Genomic DNA, 19,862 nt, shown 5'->3' with positions numbered 1-19,862 from the left:
CTAGCGTAAATTCTTTGCTCAAAAATCAAAAACTTATTTAACTTTAAGATTTCTGAATCTAATTTAATGAATAACCGATTTACCGGCTTAATTGCCTTTCTCCTAATCATTCTCACCGTTTGGGTCAGTTTTAATTTTGATCAGCCCGATTTTGAACCTGATAACTCCAAACCTTTAACTGAATTTTCTACCACACGTGCCTTTGAACATGTAGAAGAGATAGCAAAGAAACCCCATTATTTGGGCAGTCCAGCTCATAGCCAGGTGAGAAATTATATCGTAGATCAACTCCAAAGTGTGGGTCTGGAAGTTCAGACTCAGGAAGCTTACCATCTTAACAAAAACGGGGTTTTGGTGAACCCTCAAAATATTCTTGCAAGAATTGAAGGTTCTGGTGACGGCGATGCGTTGGTTTTGATGACCCACTATGATAGCGCCATGCACTCTTCTTATGGTGCCAGCGATGCCGGAAGTGGAGTTGCAACCATACTGGAAGGTATAAGAGCATTTTTGGAGAAGGATCGTACTTCGCGGAATGATATTATTCTTCTATTTACAGATGCGGAAGAATTGGGACTCAATGGTGCCGGCTTGTTTGTAAAAGACCACCCCTGGGCCAAGGATGTAAAACTTGCTTTAAACTTTGAGGCAAGAGGAAGTGGGGGAAACCCATTTATGCTCCTGGAAACCAATGATAAAAATGCCCGTTTGATTGAAGCTTTTCAGGAGGCTGATATTCAATATCCAGTGACCAACTCTCTTGCTTATAGCATTTACAAAATGCTTCCCAATGATACTGATCTCACGGTTTTAAGGGAACAGGCTAATATAAACGGGTACAATTTTGCATTTATAGATGATCATTATGATTATCATACGGCCACCGATATTCCTGAAAATCTCGATAAGGAAACACTCGCCCACCAGGGGAGTTATTTAATGCCGCTTTTAGATTATTTCAGCAATTCAGAGATAGAAAATCTTTCTAGCGACAGGGATCTCATCTATTTTTCTCTGCCCTTTGGAGGCTTCGTAAAATACCCATTTAACTGGATAGGCCCTATGCTCATCCTGGCAGTTATCCTTTTTATTGTTCTGATCATTTATGGAATAAGACGAGGCCGGTTAGATTTCATAGGAATCCTTAAAGGCTTTATCCCTCTGCTGCTTAGCCTGGTTATTTCCGGATTACTGGTTTGGGCCTTCTGGCAATTCTGTCTTTTTATTTATCCGGAATATGGTGAAATGGAGCAGGGTTTTACTTATAACGGCTACTGGTATATCGCCATTTCAATATTTCTGGCACTGGCAGTTTGCTTTTTGATGTACCATTTATTGAGAAAGAGTTTAAGAACAGCCTCTGTATTCATCGCTCCCTTAACTTTGTGGCTTATAATTTGCGCCCTGATTTCGGTCTACTTAAAAGGCGCGGCTTATTTTATAATTCCGGTTTATTTTGGTTTAGTGCAATTATTTGTGATGATACGCCAGGAAAAACCAAACCGAATACTAATGGTGGTGCTTTCAGCTCCTGCCATTTTTATTTTATTACCTTTTATATGGAACCTGCCGGTGGCTTTAGGTCTAAAAATGTTATTTGTCACGGCTATTATAACCAGTTTATTATTTTTTCTTTTCTTACCGCTATTCGGTTATTTTAGGCGTTTGAAGTCCTTTGCCGTTCTGTGTTTCCTCATTTTTAATATACTCATTTTTATAGCGCATTTTAATTCTGATTTCAATGTTGAAAGGCCTAAGCCTAACAGCCTGGTTTATTTGCAGGATCTTGATGAGAACACAGCGACATGGTACTCTTATGATCTGATAGTTGATGAGTGGACCGCAGAATTTTTTGGAGAAGACCCGGTTGAAAATTCCCATACCGAATCTAACTTCAGCAGTAAATACGGCAGTAGTTTTACCTTTAATTCTGAAGCCCCTTTAATCAATATTCCTGAACCGGAGATAATTATTGAAAAGAAGGGAATAGATAGTTTGAAGAACCAAATTTACTCACTGAAGATCGCACCGAACAGGAAAATAAACCGAATGGAAATCTATGAAACAAAAGATGTGGATTTTAAACAATTCAAAGTAAATGGTTTAGAGGCCGATGAAATATATCTTGGGGAAAATGCCTTTCATATGTTCAAAAGACGCTGGAGAGAGCGTTTATTAACCTATTACGCTTCTAACCAGGACACCCTGCGTATTGAATTTAGTGTAGAAAAAGGCGATCTCCCGGAATTTGTTTTATATGAATCTACTTACGACCTTATAGGGCATAAAGATTTAAAAGTTGAGGCCCGGTCCGAAGCAATGATTCCCAGGCCATTTGTATTGAACGATGCAACAATTTTAAAAAAAACTATAAGAATTAAAGACTAATATGAAAATATCGATACTTGGGTGCGGATGGCTGGGAATGGAACTTGGAAAAAGGCTTCGAAAGGAGAACCACGAAGTTAGGGGCTCGGTAACCAGCATGGAAAAGTTCGCTGAAGTCCGGGCTGCTGGTATCGTTCCCTATTCCATCAAACTTTTTGAAAAAGGGATACAGGGAGATATAAGGTCTTTTCTTTCAGGAACAGATTTACTTATTGTTGACGTTCCGCCGGGTTTGAGAAAAAATCCAGATATCAACTTCGTAAAAAAGATTAAAAACCTCATCCCTTATATAGAAAAGTCACACCTTCAAAAAGTGATCTTTACAAGTTCCACTTCGGTGTATAAGGATACCGAAGATTTCACCACATATGATGAAAATTCAAATACAGATAATTCCAAGAATGTTTCAGTACAACTGCGCAATGTGGAATTATTGTTTTTAAATAATGAAAATTTCAATGCTTCTATTATAAGATTTGGAGGATTAATTGGAGAAAAAAGGCATCCTGTAAATCACCTTTCAGGAAAAACCGGAGTAAAAAATCCCGAAGCACCTATAAACCTCGTGCACCAGGAAGATTGTATCCAGGCGATCTTTACATTAATGAAAAAAGACAAAGATAATTCGGTCTGGAATCTGGTCTACCCCGACCATCCAGCTAAAAAAGAATATTATTCCAAAATAGCCACAGATCGCGGACTCGAAGTGCCTCAATTTGATATTTCTGAATCCTCAAAAGGAAAAAAGATAAGTTCTGAAAAGCTCAGGAAAGAACTGGATTTTAAATTTTCCAAAGCTATCTGGTAGATTTATTTTGAATAGGCCTCAGCATAAGGAGACCAGATCTCGTAGATAGGATCACCTTTAGAACTTTTACCGGAATGATGCCATTCTCCGTCTTTTAATTCATAATCGAATCCAAGACTGGCTCCAACCCTGTTTTTATCCCTGGAGAAAAATTCTATATTTTCGGTATTCTTACCATCTTCAGAAGTATAAGTACCGCCTCCGGTACCTGAAAATTCCCGTGTTTCTGAGTTAAAAGCAATCCACTGAAAGTGGTCACCTCCCAGGATTTTAACAGTACGCCTCGCGCCGGGCGTCATTCGGTTCATCTCTCCATTACGCTTTCTACCAGTGATCACCCAATTACCATCTAATGCATTTTCTTCGGAAGATATTTTATCCCAAACCTGCACTTCATCTACCTCATTGATCCTGATCTTATTCTCGTTAATAAATGTAAGCTTTGGATCTATGCTGTCACCTACCATTTCCGGAGATTTTGTATTAAAATCAAGTGTTACCGAATAATCCTCTGAATCATATTCTCCGCCAAGGGCCCATAAAAATTCGTTGGAACTTAACTCTTTGGCTCCTTCAGCAAAATAATTATCCTGGTAGATCCTAACCACTTCTTTATCGGTTATTTTTCTTCCATTTTCTTCCACCAGTTTCCAGGAACCTTCAAGAGATTGTGCCTTTAAATTTAAACTTACGGCTAAGGCGATTATTAAAATAGACAAGCTTCTCATCATCTATAAGTTTTTGATACTCATAAATTTAAAAAGATGATTTTAAAAAATAGTTAAAGCTTTACTAAGCTATTCTTTTTGCTCGCCGTATTTATCATATTCAGGATAGAGGAAATTATTGTAAGGAAAGCGAGTAATATGAATTTCCCTCACGGCTTCATATACTTTCTTTCGGAAATCTTCCATATTTTCCTTATTCAGAGCTGAAATAAACAGAACATTATCACCCATTCTATTCATCCAGGTACGCTTCCATTCCTTTAGCGTATAATGTGCTGAAGTCTTTTCAGTCATTAAATCATCTTCATCGATCTTTTCAGGCTTATAAGCATCAATCTTATTAAAAACCATGATCGTTGGCTTACCTATAGTTTCAATCTCGGTAAGAATCTGGTTTACAGAATCAATATGATCTTCAAAGTTGGGATGTGAAATATCCACCACATGCAGTAAAAGATCAGCTTCCCGTACCTCATCAAGCGTAGATTTAAAGGATTCTACCAGCTGCGTAGGTAATTTTCTTATAAATCCTACGGTATCACTTAATAAAAATGGCAGGTTGCGTATCACTACCTTTCGCACGGTAGTGTCTAAAGTCGCAAATAATTTGTTTTCAGCAAAGACATCACTTTTGCTAATCACGTTCATTAAGGTAGATTTCCCAACATTTGTGTATCCCACCAGGGCCACACGAACCAGCTGTCCGCGATTTCCACGCTGCACTTCCATTTGTTTATCTATGGTTTCCAGCTTTTTCTTCAGTAAAGAGATCTTATCCCGAACTATCCTACGGTCGGTCTCAATTTCTGTTTCCCCGGGGCCACGCATCCCAATACCACCTCGCTGTCTTTCCAGGTGAGTCCACATTCCTGCAAGCCTGGGAAGTAAATATTCATATTGGGCAAGTTCCACCTGGGTTCTTGCATAACTTGTCTTTGCTCGCTGCGCGAAAATATCCAGGATAAGATTGGTACGATCCAGGATCTTACATTTAAGGATTTTTTCTATATTTTTTTGCTGTGCGGGCGAAAGTTCATCATCAAAAATAACCGCGCCAATTTCATTTTCTTTCACAAATTCCCTTACGTCTTCCATCTTCCCTGTACCTATAAAGGTCTTGGGATTGGGTTTCTCCAATTTTTGAGAAAACCGTTTGATCACTTCCCCTCCCGCCGTATAGGTTAGGAATTCAAGTTCATCCAGATATTCGTCAAGTTTATCTTCGTCCTGTTCTTTGGTAACTATACCAACCAGAACAGCCCTTTCAAAAGATAGATCTGTTTTTTCAATCATAAATACAAAGGTAAACAATACATAGCTACGGTATTAGCAGCTTACAGACTTCAACAAAAATTTAACTGAAAAAGGCTCGCACATTTGCGAGCCTCGATATTTTTATAAATTCAAATTCTAGAATCCGAAATTAATTCCTAAACCAAATACTTCCCTAATCTGAAATGCCCCAACGGCATTATCATCATAAACGGCTTGAAAAACGAGGTTCGCAGAAAGATAATCATTGATCCCCATTTCTACATTCAGCAAATAATCTATATCTATATTGCCCGGTTTATCCAGATAATTGGAATATAAAGATAAGGTATGTTCCATAGCCACATTCTCCATAATTCCATATTTAAAATACCCGCTTAGGGAAGCGCCTAATTCAAATCTCATGGCTTTACCTTCATCTACGCCAAAGTAATCCCCATCAACATAATCAGGTCCTGTAGTAAAGTCCTTATTTACAAAAATAAACCGTGCAGTGGCAGGGGCGAAATTGATCACCAGGTCATCATTTTTTTTCCACATAATGCCAGGACCGGTTTGTAGATACCCTGGTGACATAAAATCTGAAATTTCTGTCCTGAGGGTTTTCCCGGTTTCAGCATCTTCACTAAACTCATATCCTTTTGCAAATTGCGTTCTAAAATTTAAAAACCAGGAATAGTAATAATTTGATTCCTGAATTTTTTTTCCTGCAATAGAATTCAATTCAAGACGATCACTCGTTTTTCTTATAAATTCATCATCTTTTACCTTAGTAAGACCATAATTTCCGAAAATCCTGTTGTTCCAGGAAAAATCATCCATTTTATAATTGAACTGGTAATCTACTGAAAGGTTTCCGGCGATACTGGATGTTCCTCCCCCAGTCCATTCTTTATTAAAAGCCGACTGATTAAAAAGCAGCTGCACATTTCCCTCTTTTTTCCAGCCATTTGGAATGGTATCGTTTTCTTCATCTTGTGCGTAGGAAATCGTTATACTGAACATTAATGAAAATGCAACGAGTAAAGTTTTCTTCATTTCTATTTTTTTGATTTTTTATATAATGGAACCGATGAACATGCTTCACCATACATAAGGCTTTTCACTACAGGTTGTAGTTTTTGTATTAAGAAAATATAAGCATTCTTCGGAACAGGTTTATTGGAACAACCCTTAACAATCACCGATTTATCCTTAAAATCTGAAACATCCAACTGCTGGATCACCTCCTGGTACAAATGGCTTTCCAGGTTTTCCAAATCTCCTATCACCACTTTCCTGGCATAGGGTTGAAGATAAGTGCTTATAAGCATGTATGCCCATGCAGGTACAATGGCATCTGTAGCACAATGTAACGCTATAAACTTATCATTGTACTGTGACCAGTGGTGCGCTTTCGCCTGGTCTCTAAAATCTTTTTCTTTTAATACAAAACCTTCAAGAAGCCACTTACTAAGATCAAAAAGCTCCCTTTCTCCTTTTGGATAATGATCTTCAAGGTTAAAGGTGATCAATTTGCTCTGAGCGACCCGATTTAAAATCTCTTCCGCCATAACCTGAAATTATAAAAGTCCGAGTTCCAGCTTGGCCCCCTCACTCATAAGATCCTGGCTCCAAGGCGGATCAAAAGTAATTTCTACTTCCGCATCTTTCACCATATCCAGTGATTTTACCTTTTCTTCCACCTCTAAAGGCAAAGTTTCAGCAACCGGACAATTGGGAGTGGTAAGCGTCATTAAAATTTTAACATCGTAATCTGTACTTACCATTACGTCGTAAATAAGTCCCAGCTCATATATATCTACCGGAATTTCCGGATCGTATATTGTTTTAAGAACAGTTACAATCTTCTCTCCTAATTCCTGTGTATTAATTTCCTGTTCCATTTTAATTTAATTGAGTTTGATATGCTACCGCATACATTTTTAACTGTTTCACCATACTCACTAATCCATTGGCTCTGGTTGGTGATAAATGCTCCTTTAAACCAATTTCATCTATAAATTTTGTATCGGCTTCAATGATTTCTGAAGGATGTTGATCTGAAAATACCCTAATCAGTATTGCCACAATGCCCTTGGTTATGATCGCATCACTATCTGCGGTAAAAGCTAATTTATCACCTTCCAGTTCTGCATGAACCCACACCTTACTTTGACAACCTTTGATTAGATTTTCATCAATCTTATATTTCTCCTGAATAAGCGGAAGCGATTTCCCCAGCTCTATCATATATTCATAACGCTGCATCCAGTCATCAAACATTGAAAACTCCTCTACCACTTCCTGTTGTTTCTCCTGAATCGTCATATTTCAATTTTATGCAAAAGTACAATAAGAAGCAGTGCTATTCAACATTTTCTGCCAATCTTAGAATAGCCTCAACTAATGGCTTTACTTCTGCTGGTGGATTTCCGTGATCAAAGCTGTTAGTCTTATAAATAGTGTCATTCTTACGAATACTTAAGATCGCATGTAGCGCCTCATCTGAAACTCTTGAATTTGTTGGCGCCTTTAACTGGCTCATTTTTGAAGCCTCTATTTTATTAGCGCTCCCAATTAAAAAGTTCCATTCTTCCGCAGTGATACTCTTTGATTTCTCCTTAGAATTTAAATCTGAACTTTTTACTTTTACGTTCTCTGAGGTAACTGTGTACATGGTCGTAGAGCCCCTGGTGAAGGTTTCATAATTAAAAGATTCAATAGAATTCATTTCCTGTTTTGAACAGGTATCTGCAGAAAAAAACATTATTATAATGGCAAAAATGGCAGTTTTCATATTTCCCTATTTTTTTCAATTGACATAATACAAAAAAAGACACCTCAAAGGTGCCTTTTTAAATTATTATTAACTCGTGAATTTGATCTACTGAAGCATCATTTTGGCCTTTTTCACCGCTTCGATAAACCTGTCAATTTCACTGAAAGTATTATAAAAAGAAAAAGAGGCTCTTACAGTTCCAGGGATTTTAAAGAAATCCATGATTGGTTGCGCACAATGATGTCCTGTACGCACTGCAATTCCCATTTTATCCAGAAGAGTTCCTATATCATAAGGGTGTAAGCCCTCAATATTAAAAGAAATTACTGCTGTTTTATCCAGGGCTTCGCCGTAGATCTTCATGCCTTCGATTTCTTTTAGCTTTTGGGTTGCATATACCAGAAGTTCGTGTTCATAAGCTGCAATTTCATTAAAGCCTATCTTATTCATATAATCTATGGCAGCACCAAAAGCAATTCCACCACAGATATTAGGGGTTCCGGCTTCAAATTTATGAGGAAGTCCGGCATAGGTAGTTTTCTCAAAGGAAACCGTGGCAATCATCTCTCCACCTCCCTGATAAGGAGGCAATTTTTCCAGCCATTCTTCTTTTCCGTAGAGCACTCCAACGCCAGTAGGGCCACACATTTTATGTGCAGAGACCACATAAAAGTCAACATCCAGAGCCTGTACATCGGCTTTAATATGAGGAGCTGCCTGTGCACCATCTATTAAAACTGCCGCAGCATTTTCGTGAGCCTTTTTAATGATTCTTTCAATAGGATTTACAGTTCCCAAAGCATTGGAAACATGATTTAGAAATACAAGTTTGGTTTTGGAACTTACCAATTTTTCGAATTCTGAATAAATAAGTTCACCCTTAAGATCCATAGGAATGACCTTAAGTTTGGCGCCAGTCTTTTCGCAAAGCATTTGCCAGGGAACAATATTGGAATGATGTTCCATGGCTGAAACCAAAATTTCATCTCCTTCTTCCAATAAAGAAGAAAAACCATTTGCTACCAGGTTAATTCCATGCGTAGTCCCTGAAGTGAATATAATTTCATGAGCCTTTTCAGCATTAAAATGCTTCTGAATTTTTATCCTCGCCTCTTCATATTTATCTGTAGCCTCCTGAGATAAAGAGTGAACACCCCTATGGATATTTGCGTTGTAATTGGAATAATAATCCACGATCGCATCCATCACCTGTTTCGGCGTTTGGGAGGTGGCTGCATTATCAAAATAAACCAAAGGATAGCCGTTAACCTTCCGGTTAAGGATTGGAAAATCTTTTCGAATCTTTTCAACCTCAAAGGTCTTAGCCTGGGTTTGCTGACTCATCCTTAAAATTTTTTTGAATTTATATTACAGGTTATTAAAACCAAGATCTACCTCTAGCTTGGAAGCGATCAATTTATTGATTCTCTTCTTAACTTCAGGAATCTTTACACTTTCCAAAACGTTATTTGCAAAAGCATACAGCATTAGTCCCCTTGCTTCTTTTCTCGGAATTCCCCTGGATTGGAGATAAAATAATGCTTCCTCATCCAATTGACCAATAGTACATCCATGACTACAGGCGACATCATCTGCAAAGATCTCCAATTGTGGTTTAGAGTTTATCGTTGCTTTATCGTCTGCAAGGATATTGTTATTAGACTGGTAGGCATTTGTTTTCTGAGCTTCTTTTTCCACTAAAACCTTTCCGTTGAAAACTCCAGTAGAACTGTCACCAAAAATACCTTTATAATCCTGATGACTTTCACAATTCGGTTCAATATGGTGTACTAAAGTATTATGATCTACATGCTGTTTACCTTCAATGATGGTAACCCCTTTCATGGTAGAGTCTATACGCTCACCATTTTGATAAAAATTGAGGTTGTTACGGGTCAGTTTTCCTCCGAATGAGAAAGTATGCACAGATACATTACTTTCATCTTTCTGATCTATAAAGGTGTTGTCTATTAAAGACGCCGAACCTTTATCATTCTGAATCTTGTAATAATCTACCATTGCCCTTCTATCGGCATAGATCTCCGTCAAAGAATTGGTAAGTACCGGATGCTCTGTAAGACTTTGGTGTCTTTCAATAATCTGAACATGAGAATTCTCTTCTACCACTACCAGATTTCTTGGCTGAAGCAGTAAAGAAGATTCATTTCCCGTGGCGAAATTGATGATCTGTATAGGTTTATCTGCCTGCTTATTCTTATGGATATGGATAAATGCACCTTCTCTTGCAAAAGCTGTGTTCAAAGAATTCAAACCAGATTTTGGCGCTATCTTATTAAAGTAATTATCTATTACCGGTCTGTATTTATCCTGCGTTAATGCTGAAGACATTAAACAAACATCGATCTTATCGTGTGTGGTTTGAGACAAGTGTGAAGAAAAGATCCCATCAATAAATACAAGATCGTAAGTATCTATATCATGAATAAGATATTTCTTAATATCACGATATTCTATCGCATCTTCTTTCTTCGGAAATATAGTATAGTCATGCTTTAATATAGCATTAAGCGAAGTATATTTCCAGTTCTCATCTTTTCTATTCGGAAAGCCCAGGTTTTCAAATTCCCTGATAGCTTCATTTCTGATAGAATCCATTCCTTTATCTGGCTCCAGCCCTTCTTCAAAAGCTAAAAATGATGAGATAAGTTTATCTTTTAATTCCATTCTTTTTAAATTTAAAGTTCAAGGTTTAAAATTTAACTCTGTAAAAGGTGTTTTTTAAACAATCAACTTATTCAATTATCAAATTGACGAATTTTCAAATTGATTAAACGGTTTTCTCTGCCTTTATCCAGTCGTAACCTCTTTCTTCCAGTTCGTGAGCTAGCTCTTTCCCTCCAGATTTCACAATTTTCCCGTCTATCATTACATGCACCACATCTGGTACGATATAATTCAATAATCTCTGGTAGTGGGTAATAAGCAATACGGCATTATCTTCTCTTCTAAGCTTGTTCACTCCATTGGCCACTACCTTTAAAGCATCGATATCCAGACCTGAATCTGTTTCGTCCAGAATAGATAATTTTGGATCTAATACTGCCATCTGGAAGATCTCATTACGCTTTTTCTCTCCTCCGGAGAATCCCTGATTTAGGGAACGTGATAAAAACTTACGGTCGATTTCCAGCGATTCAGACTTCTCACGAATCATCTTCAGCATTTCATTCGCCGGCATATCCTCTTTACCATGTGCTTTACGCTGTGCATTGATCGCTGTTTTGATAAAGTTGGTTACTGAAACTCCCGGAATTTCCACAGGATATTGAAAAGAAAGGAAAATGCCTTTGTGAGACCTTTCTTCGGGGTCCATCTCCTGAAGATCTGCACCTTCGAAGATCATTTCACCCTCGGTCATTTCATATTCCTCTCTTCCTGCAATTACTGAAGATAAAGTACTCTTTCCTGACCCATTGGGTCCCATGATCGCATGTACTTCTCCCGGATTAATCTCAAGGTTAATTCCTTTTAAGATTTCTTTATCTTCTATGCTGGCGTGTAAATTCTTTATTTTAAGCATGTTTATCAATTCTGAATCTGCTTTGGCAGATGGATTTATTTTTTCTATTTATTATTTTATTGAGTCTGATACTTTTGCTCCCTCAGGAACCTCAAGGATTTCTAAAATTTCAATCACTTCTTCCCATCCTTCCTGTCGTGGATTTGGCCTTATCTGAGCTTTCACCTTAACCGGGATCATTTCAAAATCATCAGATTTTAAAGGAGCGATTCTTTCTGAAAGAACTTTCGAAGTTGAATCTAAAGTGATCCCATAAACAAAATTCTCACCTCGCATCACCGCAGACTCACCACCGTAAACAACTTCTCCTTCCAAAACCTGAATACTATCCCTTACTTTTTCAGCCTGGGGCTGATCTAATAATTCTTTTCTTTCGTAATCCTGACAGGAAAAAAGAACCAGGCTCAATATCAATACTCCAAATAACTTCTTCATAACAGTTTTTAGCGCTGGGGTTTATCCAACGGAACCTTCCAGCGAAATTTCAAGTAATTTCTGAGCTTCTACTGCAAACTCCATGGGCAGTTTATTTAATACTTCCTTACTAAACCCATTCACAATTAAGGCTATTGCTTTTTCAGTATCAATCCCACGCTGATTACAATAGAATATCTGGTCTTCTCCAATTTTACTCGTCGTCGCCTCGTGCTCAACCTGAGCCGATTTATTTTTAACTTCTATATATGGGAAGGTATGCGCTCCACATTTGTTACCCATTAAGAGGGAATCACATTGTGAAAAGTTTCTGGCGTTATGCGCTCGTCCATTTATCTGAACAAGCCCCCGATAGGAATTCTGAGATTGTCCTGCCGAAATACCTTTAGAAATGATGGTACTTTTGGTATTCTTTCCAAGATGGATCATCTTCGTTCCTGTATCTGCCTGTTGCCAGTTATTAGTAACTGCAATAGAATAGAATTCACCAACAGAGTTATCTCCTTTTAAAATACAACTAGGGTATTTCCAGGTTACTGCTGAACCTGTCTCCACCTGTGTCCAGGAGATCTTCGCGTTTTTCTCGCAAAGGCCTCTTTTAGTAACAAAATTGAAAACTCCTCCCTTACCTTCTTTGTTCCCGGGAAACCAGTTTTGAACGGTACTGTATTTAATTTCTGAACCATCTAAGGCCACAAGCTCTACAACGGCAGCATGCAATTGATTTTCATCACGTGAAGGTGCAGTACAACCTTCCAGATAACTTACATAACTATCTTCATCTGCAACCACAAGGGTTCTTTCAAACTGACCTGTACCTGCCTGGTTAATTCTGAAATAAGTGGAAAGCTCCATTGGGCAACGCACTCCTTTAGGGATATAGCAAAAAGAGCCGTCACTGAATACCGCCGAGTTCAAAGCTGCATAAAAGTTATCTTTCTTCGGAACCACGGTTCCCAAATATTTCTTTACCAGTTCAGGATGCTCCTTAATTGCTTCAGAAATAGAACAGAAAATAATCCCTTTTTCAGCCAATGTCTTTTTAAAAGTAGTAGTTACAGAAACTGAATCCATTACTACATCTACCGCGACTCCGGCCAGTTTCTTCTGCTCGTCCAGAGAGATCCCCAATTTTTTGAATGTGTCCAGCAATTCTGGATCTACCTCATCCAAACTTTCGTATTTCGGCTTTTTATTAGGTGCCGAGTAATAAGATATATTTTGAAAGTCTGGTTTTGGATATTTCACATTGGCCCACTGCGGTTCGATCATTTCTTCCCAGGCGCGGTATGCTTCCAACCGCCACTGTGTCATCCACTCCGGTTCTTCTTTCTTTTTAGAAATTGCCCTTACGATATCTTCGTTCAAGCCCACAGGAAAAGTATCAGATTCTATATCTGTATAAAACCCATACTCATACTCTTTGGTTTCGAGCTCTTTCTTTAAATCATCTTCAGTATATGCCATATTCTGTTTTTAAAGTTGAAAAGTTGAACGCTATAAAGTGGTATTTAAATATTTTATCAATCCACTTATCATTTTCGAAATATCACTCACCCTGGAGTTCAACCTTTCAAAATTCTCATCCTTTATATATCTTAAATCGTAGGCTAAATATAGCTGAGATCTAAATTCGCCAGCCGAAGCTTTTGCTATATATAAAAAACGAATAAATTCTTTTATCGTCCCTCTTTCAAATCCTTCAGCAATATTTGAAGAGATTGAAATACTGGATCTTCTTATTTGACTTTTTAAATCAAAATCTGTTTTGAACAGACCATCGTTACTAATTTCATAGATTTCAGAATTTAATTCTCTAGCCTTTTGCCATGCTTTAATTTCTTCAAAAGAACTAAATTTCGACATCTACATTATGAACTTTCGCACTTTAAACTTTTTCACTTTACAATGAAAAACTCTCCCCGCAACCGCAGGTTCTTTGAGCATTAGGATTATTAAATACAAATCCTTTGCCATTTAATCCTCCTGAATATTCAAGGATAGTTCCTGCTAAATACAGAACACTACGCTTATCCACAACGATCTTAACATCATTGTCTTCAAAAATCTTATCACCTTCCTCCTGGCTTTTATCAAAATTTAATTCGTAAGATAAACCAGAACAACCTCCACTCTTCACACCTACGCGAACATAGTCTGCAACTGGGTTAAAACCTTCTTCAGACATCAATGTGGAAATTTTTCTTTTAGCCTCTTCGCTAACTTTAATCATAACCTATAAAGATTAATTCTAAATTGTGCACAAATATACTACAATGCATGTGTTTTACCATAGACTAAGCATATGTTTTAAGAATTGAATTATAGAGGTCTTCAATTAGAATTTATAACCTAATTTTCCCCTATTTAAAAGACTCCTAATTCCACCAGCAATGCTTTAACTTCATTTTCTTCATTGAATTTTATAATCGTACTTTTGTATTTTAAAATTCAATTGCATGTTTGAAAATAGTCAGGAAAATAAGACAAACCTTTCAGAATTAGGTGAATTTGGTTTAATAGATCACTTAACTAAGAATTTTAAACCAAAGTTAGATTCCACCATTAAAGCGATTGGTGACGATGCTGCAGTTCTGGATTTTAAAAACAAGCAGAGCATAATTACCACAGATTTGCTCGTAGAAGGCGTTCATTTTGACTTGGCGTATATGCCTTTAAAGCATTTGGGATATAAAGCCGTTATGGTAAACCTTTCAGACGTTTACGCCATGAATGGAAAAGCCACTCAAATCACGGTTTCCATAGCCGTTTCGAACCGTTTTCCGGTAGAAGCGCTGGAAGAACTATATGCTGGAATTCAGCTGGCTTCTAAAATATACAATGTGGATGTTATTGGTGGGGATACCACTTCCTCTACTTCCGGATTGCTGATTAGTATTACAGCGTTGGGAATTGCTGAAAAAGAAGAAATTGTTTACCGTAACGGAGCTAAAGCAAACGATCTTTTGGTAGTGACAGGTGATCTTGGAGCTGCATACATGGGTTTACAGGTATTGGAACGGGAAAAAGAAGTTTTTAAAGCGAATCCAAATTCCCAACCAGATCTCGATCAATACACCTATTTGATTGAAAGGCAATTGAAGCCAGAAGCCAGAAAAGACATTCCGCCACTTTTAAAAGATCTGGGAGTACTTCCAACCTCCATGATAGATATTAGCGACGGACTTTCTTCTGAAGTGATCCATCTTTGTAAAAACTCTAAATTGGGCGCTAACCTGTATGAAGAGAAAATTCCGTTAGATCCTGCGGTAATTTCAGTTTGTGAAGAATTTGAAATAGATAGCACCATGATCGCACTAAGCGGTGGGGAAGACTATGAGCTGCTTTTTACAATCGCACAGGAAGATTACGATAAAATAAAGGGAAATCCGCACTTAACGGTGATTGGCCACATGACCCAAGAAAGTGAAGGTATGCACCTGGTGACCCGAGCCAATCAAAAATTACCTTTGATTGCAAGAGGCTGGAATTCGATGGAGAATAAAAAAGACTAAGAAGCCTTTGCGAAAAATACCCTTTTTCGCTTCTCGTGAATTTTGGCAAGGTACCTGTTAGTTTCTTTGAATCTCGGAGTTAATCTGGCTAATAGCCCATCTGCAGTATCTGTCATTTCCATCCCACATTTTTTGCAGGTATACTCATGTACGTGATTGGTAATGTTTTTAGACACTCTTAATTTATGGCCGAAAAGATTGCAATAAACCTTTGCAAATGAAAATAAAGTAGGGGTCAATTTTTTCATATAAGGTTAAATTTCTGGTTTCTAGTTTACTAAAATATAATAAAAAGTTAATAATTCGACAAAATGCGTTGATTAATCGATGAAATGCTTAATTGTTCTTAAACTGTTCATATCTTCTATATAAGAATTATGCCCGTTTTTCATGATGTAAAACTCACAATTACACAATGTGGAAATTTGCTCGATCTGGGAAATCTCTATCATTGGATCCTGTTCTCCAGCCGCAATAATCTTCTGTCCGGAAAAATTTTTCAATATTTCAGAATAATCCATCCGGTTCTTCATACCAATTAGAGCAGCCTGCACATTCTCTGTATTCATCTTTATCGCCCGGGATTCCAAATTTTCAATTTCTTTAGCAAAATTCTCTTTGCTCTCCTTCGGGAACAAATTAGTAATAGCCATACTTATATACGCCTCTTTATTCTTTCCTACCAGTTTAACAGATCTTTCACGAATTTTACGTCTTTCCACAGTATCATCAATCGGTGTTGAATTAATCAACATAATGCTCTTTACCATCATAGGAAAATTTTTAAGGAATTCCAAACTTACATAACCGCCCATACTATGTCCCGCGATACTAATATCCTGGGTCTCTAGTGCTTTCAACACTTCCCGAACCACCTCCGCCATGAGCCGCATATTATGTTCTTTGGCCAGCCCTTCAGACTTTCCATGACCAGGCAAATCAATGCAAATAATCTGCCGTTCTTTTTGGAGTTCTTTAACAATAGGCTCCCATATGCTGGAATCTTCCAAAAAGCCATGCAGAAGCACCAGGGGCATTTTCTCACCCTGACCTTCAACGCTGAAATGAATCCTCGATCCTTTAAAAATTATTTCACTCATTCTAAAAATTAAAAAAACCGCGAACCCAGAATAGAAATTCAGGAATTCGCGGTTAATGTTATTGTTTTAATTATCCTTAAAAAGCTAAGAACTAGGAATTCATTATATCCTCTATCTCCTCAATTTCAATAGGAATATTTCTCATTAAATTAAAGGGATCGCCTTTTTCCTGAATTACCACATCATCTTCCAGGCGAATTCCAAAACCTTCATCGGGTAGATAAATTCCGGGCTCCACGGTAAATACCTGGTTTGCCCTCATAGGTTCCGTGAGAATACCATAATCGTGTGTATCCAATCCTATATGGTGCGAAGTTCCATGCATAAAATATTTCTTATAAGCAGGCCAGTCTGGATCCTCATTCTGAACATCTGCCTTGTCCAGTAATCCCAGATCCAACAATTCTGAAGTCATCATTTTACCAACCTCAACATGATACTCTTTCCACATAGTGCCAGGAACCAACATTTTGGTAGCATCCTTTTTTACCTTGTTCACGGCATTATAAACTTGTTTTTGCCTATCTGAATACCTTCCTGAAACAGGAATTGTTCTACTTAGGTCACTGGAATAGTTCGCATACTCCGCTCCAGTATCCAGAAGAATAAGATCTCCCTCTTTACATTGGTGTCTGTTCTCAATATAATGTAGCACGTTCGCATTATTACCACTGGCGATAATGGGGGTATATGCAAAACCTTTAGACCTGTTTCTTATCATTTCGTGATAGTACTCCGCTTCAATTTCGTATTCCCACACTCCCGGTTTGACGAATTTTAAAGTTCTTCGAAAAGCTTTCTCAGTAATATCACAGGCTTTTTGCATAAGTTCCAGTTCTAGAGGATCTTTTACCGAACGTAATCTCTGCAAAATGGGGTTTGCTTTGGCCACCTGGTGAGCAGGATATTTCTCCTTACACCATTTTATAAAACGATCATCCCTGGTTTCGGTTTGATGATTCGCCCTGTAATGCTCATTCGTATTAAAATATACTGTATCACACTGCGTCATTACCTCAAAAAAGATCTTTTCGAAATCTTTCATCCAGTAAACGGTTTTGATTCCACTTACTTCAAAAGCATTATCTTTAGTAAGTTTAGCGCCTTCCCAAACGGCAATATGCTCATTGGTTTCGGTTAAAAAAAGGATCTCGCGATGCTTTTCTTCAGGAGCATCAGGAAATAATACCAGGATACTTTCATCCTGATCCACACCACTTAAATAAAATATATCACGATTTTGCTGGAAAGGCATGGTGCTATCTGCACCAATAGGATAAATATCATTCGAATTAAAAACCGCCAGACTTTTCGGCTTCATCTTTTCCATGAAGTTTTTACGGTTTTTTATAAAGAGTTTCGAGTCTATTCTGTCATATTTCATATATAATTCATTTCAATTTCTTCAAAATTAAAGGAATTAAACGCAAATGCTAAAAAAGGGATTAAAATTTTACAGGATCCCGAATATACGAATACGTCTTATGAAATATGGAAACAAGAAAAATTGTATATCATTAATTATTCGTAAAGATTTAAACGATTCTTTAATCCCATATTTTCTTTTTGTAGTTCACCAATTTTTTCCAGCAGATGATTTATAGCTTCCAGACCTTCAAGACTTATATCCAGATCCTGGTGCAACCGCATCATCCTTTCCAGATTCGCCAGATGATCACAGTGAATATATTCAGTTTCCTGAATGGTTATAATTTCTATAATTCCGCTTTCATAAAGTGAACTTACAAATTGTCGCTCTACTTCATAATGCATACAAATTTCTTCTGCAGGAATGAGATCTTCATTTTTCATATTCCCGTTTTTTTAAGTTCCTGAAATAATTCCTTTTGCCTATCGGTTAAATTTTCCGGCACTTTCACTTTATAGTTAATATAAAGATCTCCAAACTGATTTTCTTTTTTATACTTAGGGAAACCTTTGCCTTTCAATTTCACTCTGCTATCGTTTTGCGTACCTGGCTTTACCTTCAATTTTACTTCCCCATCAAAAGTCCTAACCTGTATTTCCCCACCTAAAGCTGCTGTGCTAAGACTAATCTCTTCTGTTGAATAAAGATGCTCTTTTTCTCTCCTGAACGAGGTATCATTGAGAATATTAAAGGTGATATAAAGATCTCCATTAGGCCCTCCCTGTACTCCGGCGCCTCCATGGCCTTTGATTTTTATGGTTTGCCCATTTTCAACTCCGGCAGGTATAGTAAGCCTTATATTTTTACCATTTACTGTAATAGTATGCTTTCGGCTTTCATAAATTTCACTTAAGCGTAATTGAAGTTCGGCATTAAAATCCTGCCCCTTAAAACGTCCTCCGCGATGTGCGCCTTCAGCTCTTGCTCTGCCTCCAAACATTTGCTCGAAGAAGTCAGAAAAAGTGTCATCTTCAAAATTTCCTGAATATGAATAAGATTGCCCACTCTGAGCTCTACCTCCAAAACCACCGCCAAATCCGCCTGAAGCTGCCTGTTGTTTCCTCGCTTCTTCAAATTGATCGGCATGCTTCCAGTCTTTGCCATATTCATCATATTTTTTCCGCTTTTCAGGATCACTCAATACCTCATGGGCTTCATTTATTTGCTGAAACCTTGCCTGCGCTTCTTTATCGTTTGGATTGAGATCGGGATGATATTTTCGTGCCAACCGCCTGTAGGCCTTTTTAATATCAGATTTCGTAGCAGATTTATCCAGCTCCAACAATTTGTAGTAGTCTATAAAGTCCATTTAATAATTCTGTTTTTAAATTCTAAAAACACCTGAATCTGTTTCTTTCTTCTTTAGCTGGCTTTCTATTAAACCTATCTGTCCTATATGGTAAATATCATGCTGCATGATTCCAGTTAATAAATGGCTAAAATCATAATTTTTTCCGCTTACTTTTTCGTTCAAAAAGGAATCGTCTTTTTTTTCATCTATAAGTTCATAGATTTCAGATTGAGCGGCCACTAATTTCCTTTTCAATTCTTCCCACTCCTGTTGAGAATGAACCTCTACATTGGGCCAGTCTTTTCTGGTATCTATATCGATATCATAATTAGTATTATTTCTCAGCTTTTCAATAGCGAAGGTTTTCCAGGAAATTAAGTGCCCCACTATTTGAGCCACGCTATGAGATTCCGGATTGCAGGTTTTGAAACCTATTATATAAGGTACATTTTCTAATTTCCGCATCACCGAGTCTCCATACCATGGTTCCCCTTCAAAAGTTTCTGAAAGTGCTCTTACCAATTCATTTGTTCTTTTCTTCATTTCAGGGATAAATGAAATAGGAAATTACAAAATTTGACTTTTTTGCTCAGT

General features: G+C 37.5%; 23 protein-coding genes. 3 read left to right on the top strand and 20 right to left on the bottom strand.

All coding sequences use genetic code 11. The features are described 5' to 3' along the window. Positions 1 to 66 precede the first annotated feature (66 nt). Together Q1K34_RS01565 and Q1K34_RS01560 are read left to right on the top strand one after the other, a co-directional pair. On the top strand, positions 67 to 2,388 hold the full coding sequence (locus Q1K34_RS01565) for a M28 family peptidase (RefSeq protein WP_300433914.1): 2,322 nt from the start codon (positions 67 to 69) through the stop codon (positions 2,386 to 2,388). Position 2,389: 1 nt separating this feature from the next. Continuing rightward, positions 2,390 to 3,196 (top strand): NAD(P)H-binding protein, encoded by an 807-nt coding sequence (locus Q1K34_RS01560; RefSeq protein ID WP_300433913.1) that lies wholly within the window; start codon positions 2,390 to 2,392, stop codon positions 3,194 to 3,196. Between the two features lie 2 nt (positions 3,197 to 3,198). Here Q1K34_RS01560 and Q1K34_RS01555 read toward each other — a convergent pair whose 3' ends face one another. The 14 genes from Q1K34_RS01555 to Q1K34_RS01490 form a co-directional block, all read right to left on the bottom strand. After that, entirely contained in the window at positions 3,199 to 3,927 is a 729-nt protein-coding gene (locus Q1K34_RS01555; protein ID WP_300433912.1) for a hypothetical protein, read from the bottom strand. Positions 3,928 to 3,993: 66 nt separating this feature from the next. Further along, the gene (gene hflX / locus Q1K34_RS01550; protein WP_300433911.1) at positions 3,994 to 5,217 is read right to left on the bottom strand and encodes a GTPase HflX; all 1,224 of its coding nucleotides are present in this window, start codon (positions 5,215 to 5,217) and stop codon (positions 3,994 to 3,996) included. Positions 5,218 to 5,334: 117 nt separating this feature from the next. Then, positions 5,335 to 6,234, bottom strand: coding sequence for a DUF3078 domain-containing protein (locus Q1K34_RS01545; RefSeq protein WP_300433910.1), 900 nt, complete (start codon positions 6,232 to 6,234; stop codon positions 5,335 to 5,337). Between the two features lie 2 nt (positions 6,235 to 6,236). Next, positions 6,237 to 6,749: a DUF2480 family protein gene (locus tag Q1K34_RS01540; protein ID WP_300433909.1), complete on the bottom strand. Its 513-nt coding sequence runs from the start codon at positions 6,747 to 6,749 to the stop codon at positions 6,237 to 6,239. A gap of 9 nt (positions 6,750 to 6,758) precedes the next feature. Next, a complete protein-coding gene (locus Q1K34_RS01535; protein ID WP_026914726.1) occupies positions 6,759 to 7,082 on the bottom strand; it encodes an iron-sulfur cluster assembly protein in 324 nt (107 codons plus the stop codon). Position 7,083: 1 nt separating this feature from the next. Then, positions 7,084 to 7,506: a SufE family protein gene (locus Q1K34_RS01530; protein ID WP_300433908.1), complete on the bottom strand. Its 423-nt coding sequence runs from the start codon at positions 7,504 to 7,506 to the stop codon at positions 7,084 to 7,086. Between the two features lie 37 nt (positions 7,507 to 7,543). Further along, positions 7,544 to 7,975 (bottom strand): hypothetical protein, encoded by a 432-nt coding sequence (locus Q1K34_RS01525; RefSeq protein ID WP_300433907.1) that lies wholly within the window; start codon positions 7,973 to 7,975, stop codon positions 7,544 to 7,546. Between the two features lie 87 nt (positions 7,976 to 8,062). Next, positions 8,063 to 9,301 (bottom strand): cysteine desulfurase, encoded by a 1,239-nt coding sequence (locus tag Q1K34_RS01520; protein ID WP_300433906.1) that lies wholly within the window; start codon positions 9,299 to 9,301, stop codon positions 8,063 to 8,065. A 24-nt stretch (positions 9,302 to 9,325) separates the two neighbouring features. Beyond that, complete coding sequence (gene sufD / locus Q1K34_RS01515) at positions 9,326 to 10,642, bottom strand: Fe-S cluster assembly protein SufD (protein WP_300433905.1); 1,317 nt, start codon at positions 10,640 to 10,642, stop codon at positions 9,326 to 9,328. 103 nt (positions 10,643 to 10,745) lie between these two features. Continuing rightward, a complete protein-coding gene (gene sufC / locus Q1K34_RS01510; protein WP_300433904.1) occupies positions 10,746 to 11,498 on the bottom strand; it encodes a Fe-S cluster assembly ATPase SufC in 753 nt (250 codons plus the stop codon). Between the two features lie 51 nt (positions 11,499 to 11,549). Then, positions 11,550 to 11,933: a hypothetical protein gene (locus Q1K34_RS01505; protein WP_300433903.1), complete on the bottom strand. Its 384-nt coding sequence runs from the start codon at positions 11,931 to 11,933 to the stop codon at positions 11,550 to 11,552. A gap of 21 nt (positions 11,934 to 11,954) precedes the next feature. Continuing rightward, a complete protein-coding gene (sufB, locus tag Q1K34_RS01500; protein ID WP_300433902.1) occupies positions 11,955 to 13,400 on the bottom strand; it encodes a Fe-S cluster assembly protein SufB in 1,446 nt (481 codons plus the stop codon). A gap of 30 nt (positions 13,401 to 13,430) precedes the next feature. Beyond that, positions 13,431 to 13,799, bottom strand: a complete 369-nt coding sequence (locus tag Q1K34_RS01495) for a four helix bundle protein (RefSeq protein ID WP_300433901.1) — start codon at positions 13,797 to 13,799, stop codon at positions 13,431 to 13,433. A 37-nt stretch (positions 13,800 to 13,836) separates the two neighbouring features. Beyond that, complete coding sequence (locus Q1K34_RS01490) at positions 13,837 to 14,166, bottom strand: iron-sulfur cluster assembly accessory protein (RefSeq protein ID WP_300433900.1); 330 nt, start codon at positions 14,164 to 14,166, stop codon at positions 13,837 to 13,839. A gap of 226 nt (positions 14,167 to 14,392) precedes the next feature. Here Q1K34_RS01490 and thiL point away from each other — a divergent pair, with 226 nt between their 5' ends. After that, a complete protein-coding gene (gene thiL / locus Q1K34_RS01485; RefSeq protein ID WP_300433899.1) occupies positions 14,393 to 15,448 on the top strand; it encodes a thiamine-phosphate kinase in 1,056 nt (351 codons plus the stop codon). Here the strand turns inward: thiL and Q1K34_RS01480 are convergent. From Q1K34_RS01480 to Q1K34_RS01455, 6 genes are all read right to left on the bottom strand, one after another. Next, complete coding sequence (locus Q1K34_RS01480) at positions 15,445 to 15,696, bottom strand: DUF1660 family phage protein (RefSeq protein WP_300433898.1); 252 nt, start codon at positions 15,694 to 15,696, stop codon at positions 15,445 to 15,447. The genes thiL and Q1K34_RS01480 overlap by 4 nt on opposite strands. A gap of 72 nt (positions 15,697 to 15,768) precedes the next feature. Then, positions 15,769 to 16,548, bottom strand: coding sequence for an alpha/beta hydrolase (locus Q1K34_RS01475; RefSeq protein WP_300433897.1), 780 nt, complete (start codon positions 16,546 to 16,548; stop codon positions 15,769 to 15,771). 91 nt (positions 16,549 to 16,639) lie between these two features. Beyond that, complete coding sequence (locus Q1K34_RS01470) at positions 16,640 to 17,932, bottom strand: aminopeptidase P family protein (protein ID WP_300433896.1); 1,293 nt, start codon at positions 17,930 to 17,932, stop codon at positions 16,640 to 16,642. A 137-nt stretch (positions 17,933 to 18,069) separates the two neighbouring features. Further along, positions 18,070 to 18,360, bottom strand: a complete 291-nt coding sequence (locus Q1K34_RS01465) for a chaperone modulator CbpM (protein ID WP_300433895.1) — start codon at positions 18,358 to 18,360, stop codon at positions 18,070 to 18,072. Further along, positions 18,357 to 19,286: a J domain-containing protein gene (locus tag Q1K34_RS01460; RefSeq protein ID WP_300433894.1), complete on the bottom strand. Its 930-nt coding sequence runs from the start codon at positions 19,284 to 19,286 to the stop codon at positions 18,357 to 18,359. The genes Q1K34_RS01465 and Q1K34_RS01460 overlap by 4 nt, the downstream gene beginning before the upstream one ends. 15 nt (positions 19,287 to 19,301) lie before the next feature. Then, positions 19,302 to 19,811 carry a DinB family protein gene (locus Q1K34_RS01455; protein ID WP_300433893.1) on the bottom strand — a complete coding sequence of 170 codons (510 nt, stop codon included), beginning with the start codon at positions 19,809 to 19,811 and terminating at the stop codon, positions 19,302 to 19,304. Between the last annotated feature and the right edge of the window lie 51 nt (positions 19,812 to 19,862).

Origin of the sequence: Christiangramia sp., from assembly GCF_029937855.1 — a bacterium.
Classification (GTDB): domain Bacteria; phylum Bacteroidota; class Bacteroidia; order Flavobacteriales; family Flavobacteriaceae; genus Christiangramia.
The sequence above is the reverse complement of the archived record's forward strand: the minus strand, read 5'-3'. Positions and strand labels throughout refer to the sequence as shown.